General features: G+C 73.7%; 19 protein-coding genes. 10 read left to right on the plus strand and 9 right to left on the minus strand.

The window, feature by feature from the left end; genetic code table 11:
- Positions 1 to 6: 6 nt before the first annotated feature.
- From ACFO9I_RS21525 to ACFO9I_RS21535, 3 genes are read right to left on the minus strand one after another with little or no spacing between them, the layout of a single operon-like run.
- The gene (locus ACFO9I_RS21525; RefSeq protein WP_379184663.1) at positions 7 to 1,329 is read right to left on the minus strand and encodes an RDD family protein; all 1,323 of its coding nucleotides are present in this window, start codon (positions 1,327 to 1,329) and stop codon (positions 7 to 9) included.
- Positions 1,330 to 1,348: 19 nt separating this feature from the next.
- Positions 1,349 to 2,701 (minus strand): FHA domain-containing protein, encoded by a 1,353-nt coding sequence (locus tag ACFO9I_RS21530; protein WP_379184665.1) that lies wholly within the window; start codon positions 2,699 to 2,701, stop codon positions 1,349 to 1,351.
- A complete protein-coding gene (locus ACFO9I_RS21535) occupies positions 2,698 to 3,528 on the minus strand; it encodes a PP2C family protein-serine/threonine phosphatase (protein WP_379184667.1) in 831 nt (276 codons plus the stop codon). The genes ACFO9I_RS21530 and ACFO9I_RS21535 overlap by 4 nt, the downstream gene beginning before the upstream one ends.
- Before the next feature lie 66 nt (positions 3,529 to 3,594).
- Between ACFO9I_RS21535 and ACFO9I_RS21540 the strand changes: the two genes are divergently transcribed.
- Genes ACFO9I_RS21540 through ACFO9I_RS21550 form a run of 3 tightly spaced genes read left to right on the plus strand, consistent with a single transcriptional unit; the run spans position 3,595 to position 8,144 of the window.
- Positions 3,595 to 5,883, plus strand: a complete 2,289-nt coding sequence (locus ACFO9I_RS21540) for a helicase-associated domain-containing protein (protein ID WP_379184669.1) — start codon at positions 3,595 to 3,597, stop codon at positions 5,881 to 5,883.
- Between the two features lie 9 nt (positions 5,884 to 5,892).
- Positions 5,893 to 6,456 (plus strand): CGNR zinc finger domain-containing protein, encoded by a 564-nt coding sequence (locus tag ACFO9I_RS21545; protein WP_379184671.1) that lies wholly within the window; start codon positions 5,893 to 5,895, stop codon positions 6,454 to 6,456.
- A 47-nt stretch (positions 6,457 to 6,503) separates the two neighbouring features.
- Positions 6,504 to 8,144 carry a DNA repair helicase XPB gene (locus ACFO9I_RS21550; RefSeq protein ID WP_379184673.1) on the plus strand — a complete coding sequence of 547 codons (1,641 nt, stop codon included), beginning with the start codon at positions 6,504 to 6,506 and terminating at the stop codon, positions 8,142 to 8,144.
- A 113-nt stretch (positions 8,145 to 8,257) separates the two neighbouring features.
- On the opposite strand, the gene ACFO9I_RS21555 is transcribed toward ACFO9I_RS21550, so the two are convergent.
- Positions 8,258 to 8,929, minus strand: coding sequence for a hypothetical protein (locus tag ACFO9I_RS21555; RefSeq protein WP_379184675.1), 672 nt, complete (start codon positions 8,927 to 8,929; stop codon positions 8,258 to 8,260).
- Positions 8,930 to 9,053: 124 nt separating this feature from the next.
- Between ACFO9I_RS21555 and ACFO9I_RS21560 the strand changes: the two genes are divergently transcribed.
- The 3 genes from ACFO9I_RS21560 (at position 9,054) to ACFO9I_RS21570 (ending at position 12,134) form a co-directional block, all read left to right on the plus strand.
- On the plus strand, positions 9,054 to 9,734 hold the full coding sequence (locus ACFO9I_RS21560) for a TetR/AcrR family transcriptional regulator (RefSeq protein WP_379184677.1): 681 nt from the start codon (positions 9,054 to 9,056) through the stop codon (positions 9,732 to 9,734).
- Between the two features lie 248 nt (positions 9,735 to 9,982).
- Positions 9,983 to 11,182: a phosphoglycerate dehydrogenase gene (serA, locus tag ACFO9I_RS21565; protein WP_379184679.1), complete on the plus strand. Its 1,200-nt coding sequence runs from the start codon at positions 9,983 to 9,985 to the stop codon at positions 11,180 to 11,182.
- A gap of 49 nt (positions 11,183 to 11,231) precedes the next feature.
- On the plus strand, positions 11,232 to 12,134 hold the full coding sequence (locus tag ACFO9I_RS21570; RefSeq protein ID WP_379184681.1) for an oxygenase MpaB family protein: 903 nt from the start codon (positions 11,232 to 11,234) through the stop codon (positions 12,132 to 12,134).
- Here the strand turns inward: ACFO9I_RS21570 and ACFO9I_RS21575 are convergent.
- A complete protein-coding gene (locus ACFO9I_RS21575; protein WP_379184683.1) occupies positions 12,095 to 12,511 on the minus strand; it encodes a DUF2177 family protein in 417 nt (138 codons plus the stop codon). The two genes, ACFO9I_RS21570 and ACFO9I_RS21575, sit on opposite strands and share 40 nt — an antisense overlap.
- Positions 12,508 to 13,236, minus strand: coding sequence for a hypothetical protein (locus ACFO9I_RS21580; RefSeq protein ID WP_379184685.1), 729 nt, complete (start codon positions 13,234 to 13,236; stop codon positions 12,508 to 12,510). Before ACFO9I_RS21580 ends, ACFO9I_RS21575 begins: the two co-directional genes overlap by 4 nt.
- Before the next feature lie 96 nt (positions 13,237 to 13,332).
- On the opposite strand from ACFO9I_RS21580, the gene ACFO9I_RS21585 reads away from it, so the two are divergent.
- The 3 genes from ACFO9I_RS21585 to ACFO9I_RS21595 all read left to right on the plus strand — a co-directional run bounded on the left by ACFO9I_RS21585 (position 13,333) and on the right by ACFO9I_RS21595 (position 17,390).
- Complete coding sequence (locus ACFO9I_RS21585; RefSeq protein ID WP_379184686.1) at positions 13,333 to 15,417, plus strand: HelD family protein; 2,085 nt, start codon at positions 13,333 to 13,335, stop codon at positions 15,415 to 15,417.
- A 103-nt stretch (positions 15,418 to 15,520) separates the two neighbouring features.
- Positions 15,521 to 16,780 (plus strand): MSCRAMM family protein, encoded by a 1,260-nt coding sequence (locus ACFO9I_RS21590; protein WP_379184688.1) that lies wholly within the window; start codon positions 15,521 to 15,523, stop codon positions 16,778 to 16,780.
- Positions 16,781 to 16,784: 4 nt separating this feature from the next.
- The gene (locus tag ACFO9I_RS21595) at positions 16,785 to 17,390 is read left to right on the plus strand and encodes a hypothetical protein (RefSeq protein ID WP_379184690.1); all 606 of its coding nucleotides are present in this window, start codon (positions 16,785 to 16,787) and stop codon (positions 17,388 to 17,390) included.
- Between the two features lie 62 nt (positions 17,391 to 17,452).
- Here ACFO9I_RS21595 and ACFO9I_RS21600 read toward each other — a convergent pair whose 3' ends face one another.
- Both ACFO9I_RS21600 and ACFO9I_RS21605 read right to left on the minus strand, forming a co-directional pair.
- Entirely contained in the window at positions 17,453 to 17,722 is a 270-nt protein-coding gene (locus tag ACFO9I_RS21600; RefSeq protein WP_379184692.1) for a DUF4031 domain-containing protein, read from the minus strand.
- The gene (locus ACFO9I_RS21605; RefSeq protein WP_379184694.1) at positions 17,722 to 18,453 is read right to left on the minus strand and encodes a copper homeostasis protein CutC; all 732 of its coding nucleotides are present in this window, start codon (positions 18,451 to 18,453) and stop codon (positions 17,722 to 17,724) included. Before ACFO9I_RS21605 ends, ACFO9I_RS21600 begins: the two co-directional genes overlap by 1 nt.
- An 81-nt stretch (positions 18,454 to 18,534) precedes the next feature.
- Here ACFO9I_RS21605 and ACFO9I_RS21610 point away from each other — a divergent pair, with 81 nt between their 5' ends.
- Positions 18,535 to 18,906, plus strand: coding sequence for a hypothetical protein (locus tag ACFO9I_RS21610; protein WP_379185082.1), 372 nt, complete (start codon positions 18,535 to 18,537; stop codon positions 18,904 to 18,906).
- 32 nt (positions 18,907 to 18,938) lie between these two features.
- Here ACFO9I_RS21610 and ACFO9I_RS21615 read toward each other — a convergent pair whose 3' ends face one another.
- Positions 18,939 to 19,625, minus strand: coding sequence for a GntR family transcriptional regulator (locus ACFO9I_RS21615; protein ID WP_379184696.1), 687 nt, complete (start codon positions 19,623 to 19,625; stop codon positions 18,939 to 18,941).
- Between the last annotated feature and the right edge of the window lie 26 nt (positions 19,626 to 19,651).

The raw sequence follows: 19,651 nt of genomic DNA on the forward strand, positions 1-19,651 counted from the left end.
GCCTGCTCACGACTCGCGGGTGACGCTCATCTCACGATCGCCGAACCGGACCCGGTCTCCGTCGAGCAGGGTGGCCGGCCGGCCGGCGGTGAGCTCCCGGCTGACACCCTGACGGATCAGGATCGAGCCGTTGGTCGAGCCGCGGTCCATCACGACCAGCACCCCGTCGGGAGCGACCTGGAACTGGGCGTGGGTCTTGGACAGCGACATGTCGCCCGAGCGCAGCGGGACCAGGTGGCGGACCGGCTCGCCCTGGCGCGGCTCGGGCCGGCGCCCGACGAGGGCGAGCCCCTCGACCTGGAAGGACTCACCGGTGTCGAAGGTGACCCGCCACAGCGCCAGGGCCCGGCGACCCCGCTGGTCGTCGCCGCGGATGACGGTGCGCTCCGCGGTGGAGCGGCCGGGCACCGGCGGGGCCACGGGCGGGGGTCCCAGCGGCCGCTGGACGGGCGGCTGGGCAGGCGGCTGGACGGGTGGCTGGACGGGCGGGAGGTCGACCAGGGGCGGGCCGAGACGCTGCCGACGGCCCGGCGCCTGCGGGGTGGACGGCGGGGCGTCGGTCCGTGCGACGGGCGGCGCCGCGTGCCGCGCGGCCGGGACCACGGGACCGGAGGGCTGCCCGGCCGACCCCGAGGGCTGCTCGGCGGGGCGCGGGACCGGGGCCGCGACCGGCTCGAACGGGGCCGGTGCGGGGACGGCGGACGCCGGCGTCGGGACGGCCGGCACCGGCATCGTGGCCGCCGCCCGCTGGGCACGCGCGGGGGCGGACACCGGGGCCGGCTGCGGCGCCGGAACCAGCCGCATCGCGGTGAGGTTGACGATGTGCCGGGGCGCGGCCGCCTGCTCCTCCTCCTCGACCGGGACGGGCCGGACGTCGACGACGATCGAGTGCGTCACGTGGTCGTGCCAGCCGCGCCGCTGCCGGCCGCGGTCCATGACCGCCGTCCAGGCGAGGGTCGCCACCCCGAGGCCGAACGTGGGCAGCGCCGAGACGCCCAGGATCAGCGAGCGCAGCAGTCCCGCGCCGGCCCCGACCGGCGTGCCGGTGCCGTGGTGCACTGCGCGCAGCCCGACCGCGGCCTTGCCCGGCGAGGTGCCGCGCAGCCCGAGCAGCAGGGAGAACCCGAGCCCCACCAGCAGCACGACGGCCACGATCACGGCCACGCCGGCCCAGAGGTGGTCGCGGGCGATCAGGAAGTGGTACGCCGCGACCGACGCGACGGCGTACAGCGTCCAGGCGATCAGCCGGTCGAGGGTGAACGCGTAGAACCTGCGGTCGAGCTCGGCGGCCGGGAACGTCGGCGCCTCGGGGGTGGCGTGCTCGGTCATGGGTGTCGTCCGGTCCGGGTCAGGGGTTGGTGACCTGGATGGTGACACCGTCGCCGAGGTCGACGACGGCACCCGGGATGAGCTGCACCGCGATGCCGGGCTGGAGGTCCTCCGGGGGCAGGCCGGGCTGGACCAGGACGGTGCCGTTGGTCGAGCCCATGTCGGTCACGACCGCCGACCCGTGGTCGGCACCCGAGCCGGGACGGATCTCCAGGTGGGTCGAGGAGATCTCCTGGTTGGGGCTGGGCACCGTGACCAGGCGGGGCTGCTCGGTGGACGTGAACCGCCGGGCCTCGGGGGCCCGGCCGACCAGGACGGCACGGTCGACCTCGACGGTCTCCCCGCTCGAGAACACCAGCCGGGCGACCGGCCGGGAGGTCACGCTCGGCGCCTGCGGCTGGCCGGGGATGCCGGGCTGCTGGCGGGCGAACTGGCCGGGGTCCCAGCCCCCGGCCCGGGTCATCCCGTCGTGGTCGACCTCGTCGGCGGGCGGGACCGGAGGCGGCGGGGTCGACGGCGGCGTCACGGGAGGCGGCGTCACGGGAGGCGGGGTCACGGGAGGCGGGGTCACGGGAGGCGGGGTCGTCGGCGGGCCGAACGACGGCGCGGACGGCGGGGCCGACGGGGGCGGGGCCCAGGCGATCGGCTCCCCGGTCGGCGCGTCGTCGTTCGCCTCCTCGACCGGCTCCGCGGGCTCCGGGTCGCCGAAGACTCCGGCGAGGAACGGCACGGCCTGGGTGGCCTCCTCGTCGACCTCGGGCTCCTCGTGCACCGGCTCCTCGTGCCCGGGCTCCTCGTGCACGGGCTCCTCGAGCGGGATCTCGTCCGGGACGGGCGCGAGCACCACCGGCTCGGCGACCGGCTCGGCGGCCGGTTCCTCGGATGGGGGCTGCTCGACCGGCGGCGCGGGGACCGGGGCGGCCGCCCGCGGCGGCTGGTCGACCCGCGAGAGCCGGACGAGCCCCCCGGCGAGGCACAGGTCGTCACCCTCGACGACCTCGTCGGCGACGCTCACGCTCATCCGGGTCACCCCGCGCAGCGAGCGCTCGACCCAGGTGGTGGCGGCCGAGCCGTCCAGCTCGACCTCCTCGCCGCCGGCGGTGAAGCTGGCGTGGGCGGCGCCGCGGAGCACGACCTTGGTCTCGCCGTCGGACTCGCTCACGAGCACGAAGCCCGGGAGGTCGCGCAGCCCGGTCGCGATCAGCGCGTCGAGGGTCTCATCGAAGCCGGCGCCGTCGTCGACCATCTCCCACAGGGCACCCACACGGGCCTTCTCCGAGGGCGGCAGGATCACCGTCGCGTTCGCCCCGAAGATGCCGAACCAGTCGCCGGTCCGGAAGGAGCGGGTGATCGGGTCGCGGACGTCACTCACGGCAGGGCCCCCAGTTTCTGTTCGAGACTCACCCGCTGGCGCTCGGAGTCGTAGGAGTTCTCGGTCATCAATCCCACCACATCCACGACGACGGCTGTCGCGTTGTCCTTGCCCCCGGCCTGCACCGCCTGCGCGACCATCTGGTCGGCGGCGTCGCGGGGGTCGTCGGTGCGGCCGAGGATCTCGGCGATCACCGAGTCGTCGATCATCCCGGTGACGCCGTCGGAGCACAGCAGCAGGCGCTCGACCGAGGGCAGCGGCAGCAGGAAGTAGTCGGCCTCGGCACGGTCGGGTCCACCGAGGGCGCGGGTGATCACGTGCCGCTCCGGGTGGGTGGCGGCGTCGTCGGCGGTGATGGCGCCGGCGTCGACCAGCTCCTGGACCACGCTGTGGTCGACGCTGACCTGCTCGAGCCTCCCGTCGAGGAAGCGGTAGATCCGGGAGTCGCCGAGGTTGGCCAGCAGCCACTGGGGGCCACCGTCGTCCTCCACCAGGAGCGCCACCACCGCGGTGGTCCCGGCGTGGAAACCGCGGGCGCCGCGCGCACGCTGCGCCGCGCCGTACTCCATGATCCGGTCCTGGCAGGTCTGGAGGGTGCGGGCCACCACCTCGGCACCGCGCCGGGGGTCGTACCCCTCGTCGGCGAGCCGGCCGAACTCCTCGACGACGATCGCGCTCGCGACGTCGCCTCCGTCGTGGCCGCCCATGCCGTCCGCGACCACGAACACGGGGGGCGTGGCGAGGAACGAGTCCTCGTTGACCTCACGCACCAGCCCGACATCCGTCGCCGCGCCGTGGTGCAGCTCGACCTTCATCGCCTGAGTCATCCCACCTCCTGGGTGGGGAGGAGCGTACGGCCTGCGACCGGCGACCGGCCGGGTAGCGTGGGAGGGATGTCCGGACCGTCCGCCCGCCGAGAGGGTTTCCGCACCCTGGCCGACCAGCTGCGTGCCTGGCCGGACGATCGCCTGTCCCGGCTCCTGGTCGAGCGTCCCGATCTCGCCACTCCCGCCCCTCATGACTTCGGCCAGCTGGCGTCTCGTGCCGCCACTCGCTCATCGCTGCTGCGTGCGCTCGACCACCTCAGCCGGCTCGAGCTCTCTGTGCTTGATGCCCTTGTCGTCGTCGGCCAAACCACCCAATCCGAGCTCGCCGGCGTCGTGAACGCCGAGCCGACCCGTGTCCACGCCGCCGCCGAACGACTGGTGGACCTGGCCCTGGTGTGGGAGTCCGAGCAGGGCCTGCGCCCCCTCAGCGGCGTGGCCGACGGCCTGGCGGGCGGCCCCGACCGGGGCGTCAGCGGGTTGCGGCCGGTCTCCGCGGAGCCGCGGGGCCGGGCGGAGGTCGAGCGGCTGCTGGGCGAGTTGTCCGAGCCGGCGCGCGCCCTGCTCGAGCACGTCGCCGACAACGGCGGCGAGGCCACCACCGGGACCGCCCGCCACAGCGTGCTGCCCGAGGAGGCGAGCACGCCGCCCGAGGAGCTGCTCGCCCGCCGGCTGCTGGTGCCCCGCGGGAGCGGCCTGGTGGTGCTCCCCGGTGAGGTCGGGATCGCGCTGCGCGGGGGGCGCACGACGCGCGAGCCCGTCGACGACCTGCCGGAGCTCCTCACCTCCGACCGCGACCAGGCCCTCGTGGACCGGGCGGCGGCCGGCGCCGCGTTCGAGGCGGTGCGGCGTCTCGAGCTGCTGCTGGACCACTGGGGCACCCAGCCACCCGGCGCGCTGCGCAGCGGAGGGCTCGGTGTCCGCGACCTCAAGGCGACGGCGACCGCGCTGCACGTCGACGAGCCGACCGCGGCGCTGGTGGTCGAGGTCGCCCACGCCGCGGGGCTGCTCGCGACCGGGTCGGACGGCGACGGCAACCCGGTCTGGATCCCGACCGACGCGTTCGACGCCTGGGTGGCCCGCCCCGTGGCCGAGCGCTGGTCGGACGTCGTGCGCGCCTGGCTGGAGACCCCCCGGATGCCCGGCCTGGTCGGCAGCCGGGACGCGGCCGGCAAGGCGTGGAACGCGCTCGCGCCCGAGCTGGCCTCGGTCACCCAGGTGGAGAGCCGCCGGATGGCGCTGCAGGAGCTCGCCGCCCTGCCACCGGGGCAGGTCCTCGCGACGGGGACGGGCGTGCCGTCGCTGGTGCGACGGGTGGCGTGGCTGCGGCCCCGGCGCCCGCGCGGCCGGGAGGACCAGGTCGCCTGGGCGGCGCAGGAGGCGTCGGTGCTGGGCGTGACCGGCCTCGGCGGAATGGCGTCGTACGCCCGGACCCTGCTCTCCGGCGACTCCGGCGCGGCCGTGGCCACGCTCGCGGCGCTGCTGCCCGAGCCCGTCGACCACGTGCTGGTCCAGGCCGACCTGACCGCGGTCGCGCCGGGCCCGCTGGAGTCCCCGCTAGCCCGGACCCTGCAGCTGCTGGCCGACGTCGAGTCCCGGGGCGGCGCCACCGTCTACCGGTTCACCCCGACGTCGGTGCGCCGGGCGCTGGACACCGGGTGGTCGGCGGTGGAGATCCACGACTTCCTGGCCTCGGTGTCGCGGACCCCGGTCCCCCAGCCGCTGACCTACCTCGTCGACGACACCGCCCGGACCTTCGGCACCGTGCGGGTCGGGCACGCCGAGGCGTTCCTGCGCGCCGACGACGAGGCCGCGCTCACCGAGCTGCTGCACCACCCGAGGGCCGGCACGCTCGGGCTGCGCCGGATCGCGCCGACCGTGCTGATCTCCGACACGCCGCTCGACGTGCTGCTGCCCCGGCTGCGCGACCTCGGTGCGGCGCCGGTCGTCGAGGCCGCCGACGGGACGGTCCGGGTCGCCCGGCCGGACCTGCTGCGCGCACGCACCCCGAAGGACCGTCGCGGCCCGGCCGTCCGGGCCGCCCACCAGAGCGCGCAGGTCGCACAGGTCGTCAACGCGGTGCGATCGGGTGACCGTGCGGCCGCCTCAGCCCCCGCCTCACCGACCGTGACGCTCACCCCGAGCGGCTCGCTGACGGCCCTGCGCGAGGCGGTCGAGGCGGGGACCACCGTGCTGATCGGCTACGTGGACAACCACGGCACCAGCACCGAGCGGATCGTCGACCCGCTCAAGGTGGAGGGTGGCTGGCTGACCGCCCACGACCACCGCAGCGACGACGTACGCACCTTCGCCGTGCACCGGATCACCGTCGTGAAACCCGTAGACGAGCGTCCGTAGACTCGAGACGTGGACTTCCTCCGGTACGCCGAGCAGTCGGCCGGCCTCCTCAACACGGAGATCGCCGACGTCGATGCGCTCGTCGGCCACCTCTCCGGCCGCGAGTGGCTGCACGAGCAGTGCACCGACCGCGACTGCATGCTGCTGCGGAAGTTCCAGCGCGAGCTGCGTCCCGTCTTCGAGGCCGGCGAGGCCGGTGACGTCGAGGGTGTGGTCGAGGGGCTCAACGAGCTGATGGTCCGGCACCCGATCACCCCGCGCATCGCCCGCCACGACCCCCACGAGGACCTGCACATCCACGTGGCGACCAAGTCGGCCAGCGTCGCCGAGCTCCTCATCGGCGAGTCGCTGCTCGGCCTGGCCACGCTGGTCTGCGACGTCGGCCCGACCCGGCTCGGCGTCTGCTCGGCGTCACCGTGCACCAACGTCTTCGTGGACACCTCCCCGAACCAGTCGCGGCGCTACTGCTCCGACCGGTGCTCCTCGCGCGCCAACGTGGCGGCGTACCGCGCCCGCCAGAAGCTGGTCTCCGCCGAGGCGCCGACCGATCCGCCGGCCGCGGTCGCGCAATGACCGCGCGGGCACCCTCGAGCGCGAGGGGCGCTCCGTAGGATCGTCGGGTGAATGACGGACCCCTGATCGTCCAGTCCGACAAGACCCTGCTGCTGGAGATCGACCACGAGCGCGCCGGCGACTGCCGCAAGGCGATCGCGCCGTTCGCCGAGCTTGAGCGGTCACCGGAGCACATCCACACCTACCGGCTCACCCCGCTGGGGCTGTGGAACGCCCGCGCCGCCGGGCACGACGCCGAGCAGGTGGTCGACACGCTGCTGGAGTACAGCCGGTACGCCGTGCCGCACGCACTGCTCGTCGACGTCGCCGAGACCATGTCCCGCTACGGCCGACTCCGCCTCGAGAAGCACCCCACCCACGGGCTCGTGCTGGTCAGCAACGACCGGCCGGTGCTGGAGGAGGTGCTGCGCGCGAAGAAGATCGCCGGGATGCTCGGCAACCGGATCGACGACGACACGGTGGTGGTGCACGGCTCCGAGCGCGGCAACCTCAAGCAGGCGCTGCTCAAGCTCGGCTGGCCGGCGGAGGACTTCGCGGGGTACGTCGACGGCGAGGCGCACCCGATCTCGCTGTTCGAGGAGGGCTGGCACCTGCGCGACTACCAGCGCGACGCGGCCGAGTCCTTCTGGCACGGCGGGTCCGGGGTGGTCGTGCTCCCCTGCGGCGCCGGCAAGACCCTGGTCGGCGCGGCCGCGATGGCGCACGCCCAGGCGACCACGCTGATCCTGGTCACCAACACCGTCTCCGCGCGCCAGTGGAAGGACGAGCTGGTGCGTCGTACCTCCCTGACCGAGGACGAGATCGGGGAGTACTCCGGCGCGGTCAAGGAGATCCGGCCGGTCACCATCGCGACGTACCAGGTGCTCACGATGCGGCGGAAGGGCGTCTACCCGCACCTCGAGCTGCTGGACGCGCGCGACTGGGGCCTGATCGTGTACGACGAGGTGCACCTGCTGCCCGCGCCGATCTTCCGGATGACCGCCGACCTGCAGGCGCGGCGCCGGATCGGGCTGACCGCGACCCTGGTGCGCGAGGACGGTCGCGAGGGCGACGTGTTCTCGCTGATCGGGCCGAAGAGGTACGACGCGCCCTGGAAGGACATCGAGGCCCAGGGCTGGATCGCGCCGGCCGACTGCGTCGAGGTCCGGGTGACGCTGCCGACCAACGAGCGGCTGGTCTACGCGACCGCCGAGGCGGACGAGCGCTACCGGCTCGCGTCGTGCACCCACCACAAGATCGACGTGGTCCGCGAGCTGGTCGAGTCACATCCCGGCCAGCCGACCCTGGTGATCGGGCAGTACATCGACCAGCTCGACGAGATCGCCGAGGCCCTCGACGCCCCGGTGATCAAGGGCGAGACCTCGGTCAAGGAGCGCCAGCGCCTCTTCGACGCCTTCCGCTCGGGGGAGATCGGGCTGCTGGTGGTCTCCAAGGTCGCAAACTTCTCCATCGACCTGCCCTCCGCGGAGGTCGCGATCCAGGTGTCCGGCTCCTTCGGCTCGCGCCAGGAGGAGGCCCAGCGCCTCGGCCGGCTGCTGCGGCCCAAGGAGGAGGGCAAGACCGCGCACTTCTACACGATCGTCTCGCGCGACACCGTGGACGCGGAGTTCGCCCAGAACCGGCAGAGGTTCCTCGCCGAGCAGGGCTACGCGTACCGGATCGTCGACGCGGAGGACTTGCCGGCCTGACGGGTCGAGTCGGCGCAAACGCAGGCCGAAAACACGTCGAGTCGGCGCAAACGCAGCCCGAGAACACGTCGAGTCGGCGCAAACGCGTCGAGCTCGCGCCGACCCGACCTGGATCACGCGTGGGCCAGCTTCCGCTCGCGACCCTCAGCGACGGGCTGGTCCGAGGGGGTGCGGGCGGTGGCGACGGCCATCAGGACCAGGCCCAGTCCGAGCACCAGGCCGTGGGCCATCCGCAGCTCCGGCGTACCGAAGAACTGCGGCAGGTAGGTCACCAGACCGAAGCCGGCCAGCAGGCCGCCGGTTCGGCCGAGGCGACCGGTGCGCCACATGCCGTGGGCGAGCCGGCCCCCGACCAGGAGCAACGCGAACAGGCCGAGCGAGAAGGTGGTGATCTCGAACGGGGCGTAGCGGAAGGCGTCGGCGACATCGAGGACTCCGGCGTCGTGGTGGTCGCTGGCGTACCGCCCGAGCTCGTTCAGCCCGTACGCCTCGGCGCCGTAGTAGGGCAGCAGCAGCGCGACCGCGAGCCAGGCCCGGGTCTCGGTCTCCCTGACCGGGCGTCCGCTCCACCGCCACGGCGACCGGACCGCCGCCGTCCGCAGCGTGAACGCGAGGGTGACGAAACCGAGCATGCCCAGGGCGTGGGCGACCAGCCAGGCGGTGGCCCCGAAGTCGGCGGCACCGGCCAGGCCGGCCTCGGGTCCGTAGGGACGCAGGGCGGGGTACGCCGCGAGGGAGACGCCCGCGATGGCGAGACCGGCGGTGACAGCGGTGCGGTTGCTCATGACTTCCTCCAAATGTGAGCGGTGCTCTCTGTTTGATGGGATGAGCATGCACCCTTCGTGCGACAAAAGCAAGAGCGGTGCTCACAAAAGTGAGAAGTGATCACTGATCTGTCAGACTGGGCGCATGCCGAAGGGACCCACGCCGCGCCAGGTCGCCCGCACCGAGAACATCGCCCGGATCAAGGAGCTGGCCCTCACCCAGCTCGCGGAGTCCGGGGCGAGCACGCTCTCGCTGCGCGCGATCGCCCGCGAGCTCAACCTCGTCTCGAGCGCGATCTACCGCTACTACGCCAGCCGCGACGACCTCATCACCGCGTTGATCGTCGACGCCTATGAGGACCTCGGGTCGCGCCTCGAGGAGGCAGCGACCTCGGCGCGGGCCCCGTGGCGGCGCTGGGTCGAGACCTGCCGGGTCCTGCGCGCATGGGCGGCGGCCGAGCCGCACCGCTGGGCGCTCATCTACGGCTCCGCCATCCCCGGGTACGCCGCACCGGCCGACACCATCGCGCCGGCCGGCCGAGTGGTGCAGGCGTTCTGCACGGCGGCGACGGGAGCCGGGCCCGCCGTCGTACGTCCGATCGGCCGCAGCCTGGCCACCCAGCTCGACACCACCGCGTCGGCGCTCGAGCTCGACGTCGACCGGCCCACGATGCTGGCGCTGGTCGGAGCGTTCTCGCGGGTCGTCGGCCTGGTCACCCTCGAGCTGAACGGACAGTTCGTCGGGGGCTTCGATCCCGCGGACGCCCTCTTCGACGCACTGGTCGAGCGCGAGGCCGACCTGCTCGGCCTGCCCACCGCTCGCTGAGCCCCGGACCTGACGGGGTCGCCGGGGACGAGTTCGAGCCGACTCGATGTGTTCCGAGCCGGCACTTGCGCCGACTCGACGTGTTCCGAGCCGGCACTTGCGCCGACTCGACGTCTTCCGAGCCGGCACTTGCGCCGACTCGACGTGTTTTGAGCCGGCACTTGCGCCGACTCGACGTCTTCGTGGGGGCTGTCCACGGCGTGGCGACGTTTCGTGGGGAGGCGCGCGGGGCTCCTAGGCTGGGGAGGGTGAAGGTGCTGCTGCTCGAGAACATCCATCCCATCGCCGTCGAGATCCTCGAGGCCCGGGGCTTCGAGGTCGAGCTGCGCCCGGGGTCCCTCAGCGAGGACGAGCTGGTCGCGGCGCTGCCCGGCGTCCACCTCCTCGGCATCCGCTCCAACACCACGATCACCCCGCGCGTGCTCGACAACGCGCCCGACCTGCTGGCGATCGGCTGCTTCTGCATCGGCACCAACCAGGTCGACCTCGACGCGGCCGCCGAGCGCGGGATCGCGGTCTTCAACGCGCCGTACTCCAACACCCGCAGCGTCGTGGAGCTGGTCATCGCCGAGATCATCGTGCTGGCGCGCCGCCTCGCGGAGAAGACCCAGCGCATGCACGACGGCGTCTGGGACAAGTCGGCCAAGGGCAGCCACGAGGTGCGCGGCCGCACCCTCGGCATCGTCGGCTACGGCAACATCGGCACCCAGCTGTCCAACCTCGCCGAGGCGATGGGCCTGCGGGTCATCTTCTTCGACACCGCCGACCGCCTCGCCCACGGCAACGCCCGGCGTGTGAGCACCCTCGACGAGCTGCTGGCCGAGGCCGACGTCGTGAGCATCCACGTCGACGGGCGGCCCGGGAACGCCGGCCTCTTCGGTGCCGAGCAGTTCGCGAAGATGAAGCCGCGCTCGCTGTTCATCAACGCCTCGCGCGGCATGGTCGTCGACGACGTCGCGCTGCGCGAGCACATCCTCTCCGGCCACATCGCCGGCGCCGCGCTGGACGTCTTCCCGGTCGAGCCGAAGAAGCAGGGCGACGAGTTCACCTCGGTGCTGCGTGGCCTCGACAACGTGATCCTCACCCCGCACGTCGGCGGCTCCACCCAGGAGGCGCAGGAGGAGATCGGCTACTTCGTGGCCGGCAAGCTGGCCGGTTTCGCCAACCAGGGCCAGACCGCCCTCTCGGTCAACCTGCCGGCGGTGCAGGCGCCCGAGCTCGAGAGCGGGTTCCGGGTCGGCTACCTGCACCACAACGTCCCCGGGGTGCTGGCGGGGGTGAACCAGGTGCTCGCCGACCAGGGCGACAACGTCGTGGGGCAGTACCTCTCCACCCGTGGCCAGCAGGGGTACGTCGTCACCGACGCCGTCGACCCGGTCTCCGAGGAGTCGCTCAAGGCGCTGGTCGAGTCCCCGCACACCATCTGGCTGCGCACCTGGCGGGCCTGAGCCACCACGGCTCCCCCGCCCGCTTGGACGGGTCCGTCACCATGGCTGGGTGACTCCTCCCGGCAAGGACGCCGTACGGACGGCGCGTGAACGGCTCGGCCAGGCGCTCTTCCTGCGCGTGGCGGGCCCGGACGGCGCGAAGCACCGCGAGCGGATCCACGGCCGCCCCGGGCCCCGGTGGTTCGAGCCCGACAGCCCGATCGCGCGGGTGCACGGCGACGCCTCGATGTTCGTCGGCGGCATCCGGGCGCTGCTGCTGCAGACGCTGCACCCGGCCGCGATGCGGGCGGTCTCCGAGCACTCCGGCTTCCGCGGTGACATGTGGGGCCGGCTGGCGCGCACCAGCAGGTTCCTCGCCGTCACCACCTTCGGCCACGCCGAGGACGCGCAGCAGGCGGTCGACGTCGTCCGCGCCATCCACGAGCGGGTCACCGGGACCATGGACGACGGCACGGCGTACGCCGCCTCAGACCCGCACCTGCTGATGTGGGTGCACATCGCCGAGGTCGACAGCTTCCTGCTCGCCCACACCGTCTACGGCAAGGAGCCGCTGGACCAAGCCGGGCGCGACACCTACGTCGCCCAGACCGCCGAGGTCGCGCGCCGCCTCGGCGTGGTCGACCCGCCGACCACCGAGGCCGAGCTGCGCGCGGCGCTGGCGGCGTACCGCCCCGAGCTGCGCGGCACCGAAGACGCCCGCGAGGCGATCTCCTACCTGCTGTTCAAGCCGCCGCTGCCCCTGGCCGCGAAGGCGCCGTACGGCGTCCTGGTGGCCGCCGCGATCGCGCTGATGCCGCGCTGGACCCGCAAGCCGCTGCGGCTGCCCTACCTGCCGGTCTCGGAGCGCACCGTCGTGCGGGCGCTCGGTGCCGCGGCGACCGGGACGATCCGGTGGGCGATGACCCCGCCGCGTCAGGTCGCCCGCGACGGCAGCGCCGCCACGACCGCGTAGGCGAGCCCGCAGACCACACCGGCCAGGAACGTGCCCCAGACCAGGTCGACGACCACGACCGAGGCCGGGAAGTCCCGGAGCACGGCGAGGCCGGTCAGGTCGAAGGTCGCGTAGGCGACCAGCCCGAAGAAGCCGCCGTCGAGGACGGCGCCGGTCAGCGACCCCGCCCGCCGGACCACGAAGTGCACCAGCCCGGCCACGAACAGCGCGTAGAACAGCACCGCCGCCCCCGCGTTGGGCTCCTCCGCGAGCAGCGACCCCAGCCGCTCGTCGTAGAGGTCCTTCCCGACGAAGGAGAGCCACACCAGGTCGAGCACGCAGAACGCGACCGCGGCCACGGCGTACTGGAGCACCCAGCTGGTCACGGGGGTCTTCACGAGTCCACCGTAGACATCCTGGGGAGCTCGCCCTGCCGCGCCGCGCGCGCCCGCGCCCAGCGTCCGAGGCCGAGGAAGGCGAGCACCATCGCCGCCACCTCGACGACCTGGGCGGCGAGGGACGGGATCGCGAGCGCGACGATGCTGCCCATCATCGCGCCGACCAGCCCGAGGCCGACGTACCCCGCCACCGCCCCCCGGGACCGCCGCAGCCCCAGGAGCCCCACCACGCCGAGCGACAGGAACAGCACGCCCACCCACAGCCGCGCCGTCCAGCCACCGGCCTCGTAGCCGATCGTCCAGACCCGCTCGCCGGCGGCGTCGAAGGCCACGACCTCGTCCTCCCACACCAGCCCGGTCACGTCCTGGCCCGTCACGACGGCCGCAAGCCCCGGGGAGAGCTCGTCGAAGCTCTCGTCGCCGGAGAAGCGCACGATCGCTTCGTCCACCGCCGGGTCGTCCGGCGCGAAGACGTAGCGCTCGCTCAGCCCGCGGTAGCCGCGGCGGCTCTCGGTCACGTGCCCCGGGACCGGGCTCAGGCAGCCGTCCACCTGGTCGGCGGACGCGCACTCGGCCGCCGTGCGCGCGGCGGCGACGTCGACCCGGGCGGTCGTCACCGTGACGGCTGCCCACAGGCCCACGGCGAGGCACAGCAGGGAGAACACCCCCATCCCGACCGAGCGCCACGTCAACCGCCCGGGCCCGAGCTCCTGCACCACCGACATGCGCACAGGGTAGGAGCAAAACCCCTCGCGCCGGCGCGGCCCGGCGGGTAGCCTCGCCGATCCCCCTTCGAGTGCCGCGACCGCGGAGGTGCCGCCATGCCCCCAGCCCCCGAGCCCAGCCACCCGACCGACCACCCTCCCGATCCCGAGCTGGCCGCCGAGCAGGAGCACCTCGCCGAGTCGCGCCGGCAGCTGGCCCGGATGCGCGAGCGCACCGCGTCGATGGACTCGGCGGCCGCGGGCGACTGGGTCAGCCGCGAGTTCCTCGAGTCGACGTTCGCGCTGCGGATGAAGCAGCTCGCCGACGACCCCACCATCCCGTTGTTCTTCGGCCGTCTCGACATGGTCCCGACGGGCTCGACCACCGAGAGCTGGCACATCGGGCGGCGGCACATCTCCGACCCCACCGGCGAGCCGATGGTCATCGACTGGCGGGCGCCGGTGAGCCTGCCGTTCTACCGCGCCAGCCGGGCCGAGCCGATGGGAGTCGGGCTGCGCCGTCGCTACGGCTTCCAGCACGGCCGGCTGACCGCGTTCGAGGACGAGGACCTCGCCGGGGGCCGGACCGAGGAGTACTCCTCCATCCTCGAGGCGGAGATCGAGCGGCCCCGCGTCGGCCCGATGCGCGACATCGTCGCCACCATCCAGCCCGAGCAGGACGTCATCGTCCGCTCCGAGCTCTCCAGGTCCGTGTGCGTGCAGGGCGCGCCGGGGACCGGCAAGACGGCCGTCGGCCTGCACCGCGCGGCGTACCTCCTCTACGCGCATCGCGAGCAGCTGACCCGGCAGGGCGTCCTCGTCGTCGGGCCGAACGCCAGCTTCCTGCGCTACATCCGTGACGTGCTCCCCGCGCTGGGCGAGATCGACGCGACCCAGTCGACCATCGAGGAGCTGGTCGCGCGGGCCCTGCGCGACCAGAACCCCCGGTGGGAGGTGCGCGGCGAGGACCCCGCCGACGTCGCCACGCTCAAGGGCGACCCGCGGCTGGCCGAGGTGCTGCGGCGCGCGCTGTGGTCGCACGTCCGGGCGCCTGACGAGGGGCTGGTGGTGCCGCGCGGCGCGCGCCGCTGGCGGGTGGCGGCGTACGAGGCCGAGGAGCTGGTGGACTCGCTGCGCGAGCGCGGCGTGAGGTACGGCGCGGCGCGGGCGATGGTGCCGCAGGCGCTCGCGCACCGGATCCTGGTGAGGATGGAGCTCGCCGGCGACTCCCCCGACGACCGGGTCCAGGACGCCGTGGCCCGGAGCAAGCCGGTGAAGGACTACGCGAAGACGCTGTGGCCGGCCGTCGAGCCGGCGCGGCTGGTGTGGCGGCTGCTGTCCGACGCCGACTTCCTCGCGGCCGCAGCCGAGGGGATCCTCGACGAGGACGAGCAGGCGCTGCTGCGCTGGGAGAAGCCGGCGAAGAGCCCGGCGTCCACCCGCTGGTCGCTGGCCGACGCGGTCCTGGTCGACGAGGCCGCGGACCTCGTGGAGCGCACCCCGTCGCTGGCGCACATCGTGGCCGACGAGGCGCAGGACCTCTCCCCGATGATGCTGCGGGCGCTGGCCCGGCGCTCGTCGACCGGGTCGCTCACCGTGCTCGGCGACCTCGCGCAGGCGACCACCCCGTGGGCCACCCGCTCCTGGGCGGAGGCGCTGACCCACCTCGGCAAGCCCGACGCGCACGTCGAGCAGCTGACCCGCGGCTACCGGGTGCCGGGCGAGGTGATCGAGTACGCCGCCCGGCTGCTCCCCCACATCGCCCCGGACCTCGAGCCGCCCACGTCGGTGCGCCGCTCACGCGGTGAGCTGGCCGTCGTGGCCGGCCCGGTCGTCGATGGCCTCGGCGATGCGGTGCGGACCGCCGTCGGGCGGGAGGGCTCGGTCGGCCTGATCGCACCCGACGCCCTCGTCGCACGCGTCGGCGCCGCCCTCCGGGACTCCGGGACCACGTTCGCGGTGCTCGGTGAGGCGCCCGACGACGACATCCGCACCGAGTTCGACGCCCACCTCGACCTGGTGCCGGCGAGCCTGGCCAAGGGCCTGGAGTTCGACCACGTCGTGCTGCTCGAGCCGGCGGCGATCGTCGACGGGGAGCCGGACCGGGTCACCGGGCTGCGTCGGCTCTACGTCTGCCTCACCCGCGCGGTGACCTCGCTGGTGGTGCTGCACGAGGAGCCGCTGCCCGCCGAGCTCGGTTGAGAAAACCTTCACCGGTTCTTGAGCATGCGCCGGTAGTGACCTCCCTACGATGAGCGGGTCGATCGGGCGCCGCCGGGCCCCGACGCCCGTCCCCGGAGACTCGATGACCCCCTCATCCCGCCGCGCCCTCGCGCCCCTCGTGCTGCTGGTCGCCCTGGTCGCCACGCTGCTGGTCGTCGGGTCCGGGACCAGCGCGTCGGCCGCCACGGGCACCGTGCGGGGGCAGATCACCGGGTCGCAGGACGGCAAGGTCCGGGTGAAGATGCTGTGGTTCACCAGGGACTGGCACTACCTGGGCCAGCGCAAGGTGCGCGGCGACATCTACTCGCTGTCGCTGCCGGCCGGCACCTACCACCTGCAGTTCGTCGACCAGCGCCCGTCGTACGACATCAGGAAGTACGCCCCCACCGACATCAAGGTGACCATCGGCAGTCGCACGGTGCAGAAGGACGTGCGCATGCACCGGGGCGCCGCGATCACCGGCACCGTCACGGCCGGCGGCAAGCGCGCCTCGGGCGCGAAGGTGGTCGCTGCGAACACGGCCGAGCAGTCCTTCGTGACCAAGGCGAACAAGCAGGGGCAGTTCGCGGTGGGCGGCCTGCCGCGGGGCAGCTACTCGGTCTTCACCTACGACCGCACCCGCACCTGGGTCGACAAGAGCACGTGGGTGCCTGGCCTGGACCTCGGCGAGGTCGACAACGTCGGGATCGCCTTGAGGAAGCGCGGCGGCAGCCTGCTCGTCGACCTGCGCCGGGCCGACGGCTCGACGATGCGTGGGACCTTCTTCGTGACCGCCGTCAGCAAGGCGTCGGGACAGTTCTGGACCGCCCGGGCCACCGGCGGCACGGTCACCTTCCAGGGGCTCTACCCGGGTCGCTACCGCATGGTCGCGCCGGGCGTGGGCAACTACCTGCCCCAGACCGGAGCCGTCGTGGGCGGCCGGGTCCGGGCCGGACGCGCCGACCTGGCCAGCAGCTTCACCTGGACCCACCCGGGTGCCTCGGTGTCCGGCATCGTCGTCGACGGCGAGGACACCTCCTACCCGCTGGAGGGCGCGCAGGTCATGCTCTTCGACGCCCGCGGCACCAAGCTCGGCACGACCACCACGAACAGCCTCGGGCAGTTCTGGTTCGGGGGCCAGCTCACCAGCCAGGCGGGCATGAAGGTGGTCGCGCAGCCGGGCCCCTACTCGCCGTACCTGGGCAAGGGCACGCACTACTGCAAGTACGGCAGCGCCACCTCGTCGGCGTTCGCGGTCATCACCGGGCAGGAGAGCGACGCCGGCGCGGTCGCACTGCCTCACCTGCCCGCCGACGAGCAGGACGGCGAGCAGTGCTACCCGTCGGACGGTTCGAAGCGGTGACGCCGTGGACCTGACCGACTGCTGGCCGATCGCCCGGGGCGAGCACGTCCGCGAGCGGCTGGAGGCGGCGTACTCCGACCCTGCGCGCGGCTACCACGACCTGCGGCACCTCGAGGAGGTCTGCGGACGCGTCGAGGAGCTGGTCACCGTCGGCGGGGTGGCGTGCGACCGGGTGACGGTGCTGCTGGCGGCGTGGTTCCACGACGGTGTGTACGACGGGGAGCCGGCCGCCGAGGAGCGCTCCGCGGCCTGGGCCGAGCACGAGCTGCCGCCGCTCGGCCTGGGCGAGGACGTCGTCGCGGAGGTCGCCCGGCTGGTGCGCCTGACCGAGACCCACCGCCCTGCGGACGACGACGTCGAGGGCTGCGTTCTCTCGGACGCGGACCTGGCGATCCTGGCGGCACCGGCCGAGCGTTACGCGGAGTACGCCGCGGACGTGCGGCGCGAGCACGCGCACGTCCCCGACGACCTGTTCCGGGCCGGCCGGGCGGCGATCCTGCGCGACCTGCTGGCCAAGCCGCGGCTCTTCCACACGGCGTACGCCCAGGAGCACTGGGAGTCCGTCGCCCGCGCGAACGTCGAGCGCGAGCTGGCCGCGCTGGAGTCCTGAGCCGGCTCGTGCGGGTGGGCGGTGGGCTGGCCACCGTTCTGCATCGGGAAACGGTGGCCAGCTCACCGCTCCCGCGGGGTCTTGCGCCGGCGCAGGCCCGCGGCGTGCAGCCGGGCGACCAGCTCGCGCGAGGTGACCGGCACGGCGCCGGCGGCGACGACCTGGTCGTACCACTCCGCCGGGACGTCGTAGTGGTCGCGGTCGAAGCCCCGCTCGGGGATGCCGACCGCGCGGGCGAAGACGTGCAGCTCCTCGTAGTCGGAGTCACTGGCCAGGTGGGACCACAGCCGACCGTGGCCGGCCGCGTTGGGCGGGTCGATCAGGATCGCCATCAGGCCCCGGTCGTGCGGATCGGGGAGGCCGTCCCGCGGGCGACCGCGCTGTCGAGCAGCAGCCGCCACGAGCGCACGTGGCCGGCGTCGACGTAGGACTTGTACGACGCGCCCGGGCGCGCCTGCGTCCCGAGGTGGAACATCCGGACCCCGGCGCGCACGAACCACGGCACCTGCTCGGCCTCCAGTCCCCCGCCGGGCATCAGCAGCCGGGCCACGTCGGGATCGGCCGCGGTCGCCAGCAGGTCGTCGTACCCGACGCCGAGCCCCTGCGGGGACCCCGCCGAGCGCACCGCCACGAGTCCGGGGAGCGTGAGCAGCCGGCGCCACGAGCGACGCGGGTCGAGGGTGGCGTCGACGGCTCGGTGGAAGGTCCAGGGCACCCCGGGCAGCGCGGTGGCCACATGGGTGCAGACCTCCGTGTCGACCTCCAGGTCGGCGTCGAGGAAGCCGAACGACACCCCGGCGGCACCGCACGCCAGGTAGTCCTCGGCGAGGCCGACCAGCCGGGTCAGCTCGCCACCGGTGGTCGTCCACGAGCCGTTGAGCCGCAGCAACACGAACACGGGGAGCTCCGTCTCCCGGCACACCGACGACACGACGCCCGGCTCCGGGGAGAGCGCCACGTCGGGACCGCGTGCCGCGAGGTGCAGGCGGTCGGCGCCGCCCTCCTCCGCGCCCGGCACGTCACGCGGATGGAGCACCGACACCTCGAGCAGCCCCTCGCCCATGCTCCGACTCTAGGCCGCGGCACGACGGTTCACGCGACGCCGCACCCGGACCCGTGCGGCCCGTCAGGGCCGGAGGGCATGATGGAGGTCGTGGACAACGCCCTGCTCTTCGAAGCCCGGGCCCGGGTCCTCGCCGACCTCGTGGCCCGCGACCATGCGACCGCAGCCGCGGTGTCGGCCCTCGAGGACGCGGTCTCCAACCGCAGGTGGTGGGCCGAGCAGTGGCCCGAGGGCGAGGTGTACGTCGCGGGGCTGGTCGCCCAGGACGTGCAGGACGCGCTCTTCGAGTCCGTCGGACGCTGGCCGCTGTGCCGCACCTGCGACGACAGTGCCCCGGTGCACGCGCTGCACATCCAGCCCGACCTCGGCGGGCCGGACCCGGTGTGGGTGTGCGAGGAGTCGGGACAGGCGGTCGCCGAGCTGGGCCGGCTGGCCGATTATGGCTCCGCCTAGGGCACGTCCGCCCAGGGGCACGTCCGGGGCCCTCAGCCCTCCTGGCCGAGCTGGACCCACATGGTGAAGCGGTCCGAGCGGTAGACCGACCGGGACACCTCGACGACCTTCTCGTCGGCCACCGCACGCCGCGAGTGCCGCAGCACCGCCGAGCCGGGCTGCGTCTCGAGCAGGCCGGCCTCCTCCTCCGAGGCGAGGTCGGCGGTGATGGAGTCCTCCGCCCAGGTGGGCCGCAGGCCGCGGGACTCGAGCGCGTCGTACAGGCTGGTGGGCATACCGCTCTGCAGGAAGCCGGGGATCAGGATCTCGTTGAGGTAGGCGTCCTCGAGGCACATCGGCACGCCGTCGGCGCGGCGCAGCCGGCGCCAGTGGATGACCGCGTCGCCCTCGGTGAGGTTCAGTGCACGGGCCACGCCGGGACCGGCCTGCTCACGACGGGCGAGCAGGGTCTGCGACTCCGGCAGCAGGCCGCGACGGTTCATCTCCTCGGTGTAGGAGGTCAACCGGCTGGCGACCCGGCGCGGACGTGCCACGAAGGTCCCGCGCCCGGGGATGCGCTCGAGCAGGCCCTCGACGACCAGGGCGTCCATCGCCTGCCGGACGGTCATCCGGGCGACGCCGAAGCGGTGCACGAGCTCACGCTCGGAGGGCGCGGGTGAGCCGGGGGCGGCGCCGGCGACCAGGGAGCGGACGTACTCCCGCACCTGGACGTGCTTCAACGCGCGCCCCTCTGTTACCAGCAACT

This window comes from Nocardioides sp. GCM10023255 (genome assembly GCF_042653125.1).
Taxonomy (GTDB): domain Bacteria; phylum Actinomycetota; class Actinomycetes; order Propionibacteriales; family Nocardioidaceae; genus Nocardioides.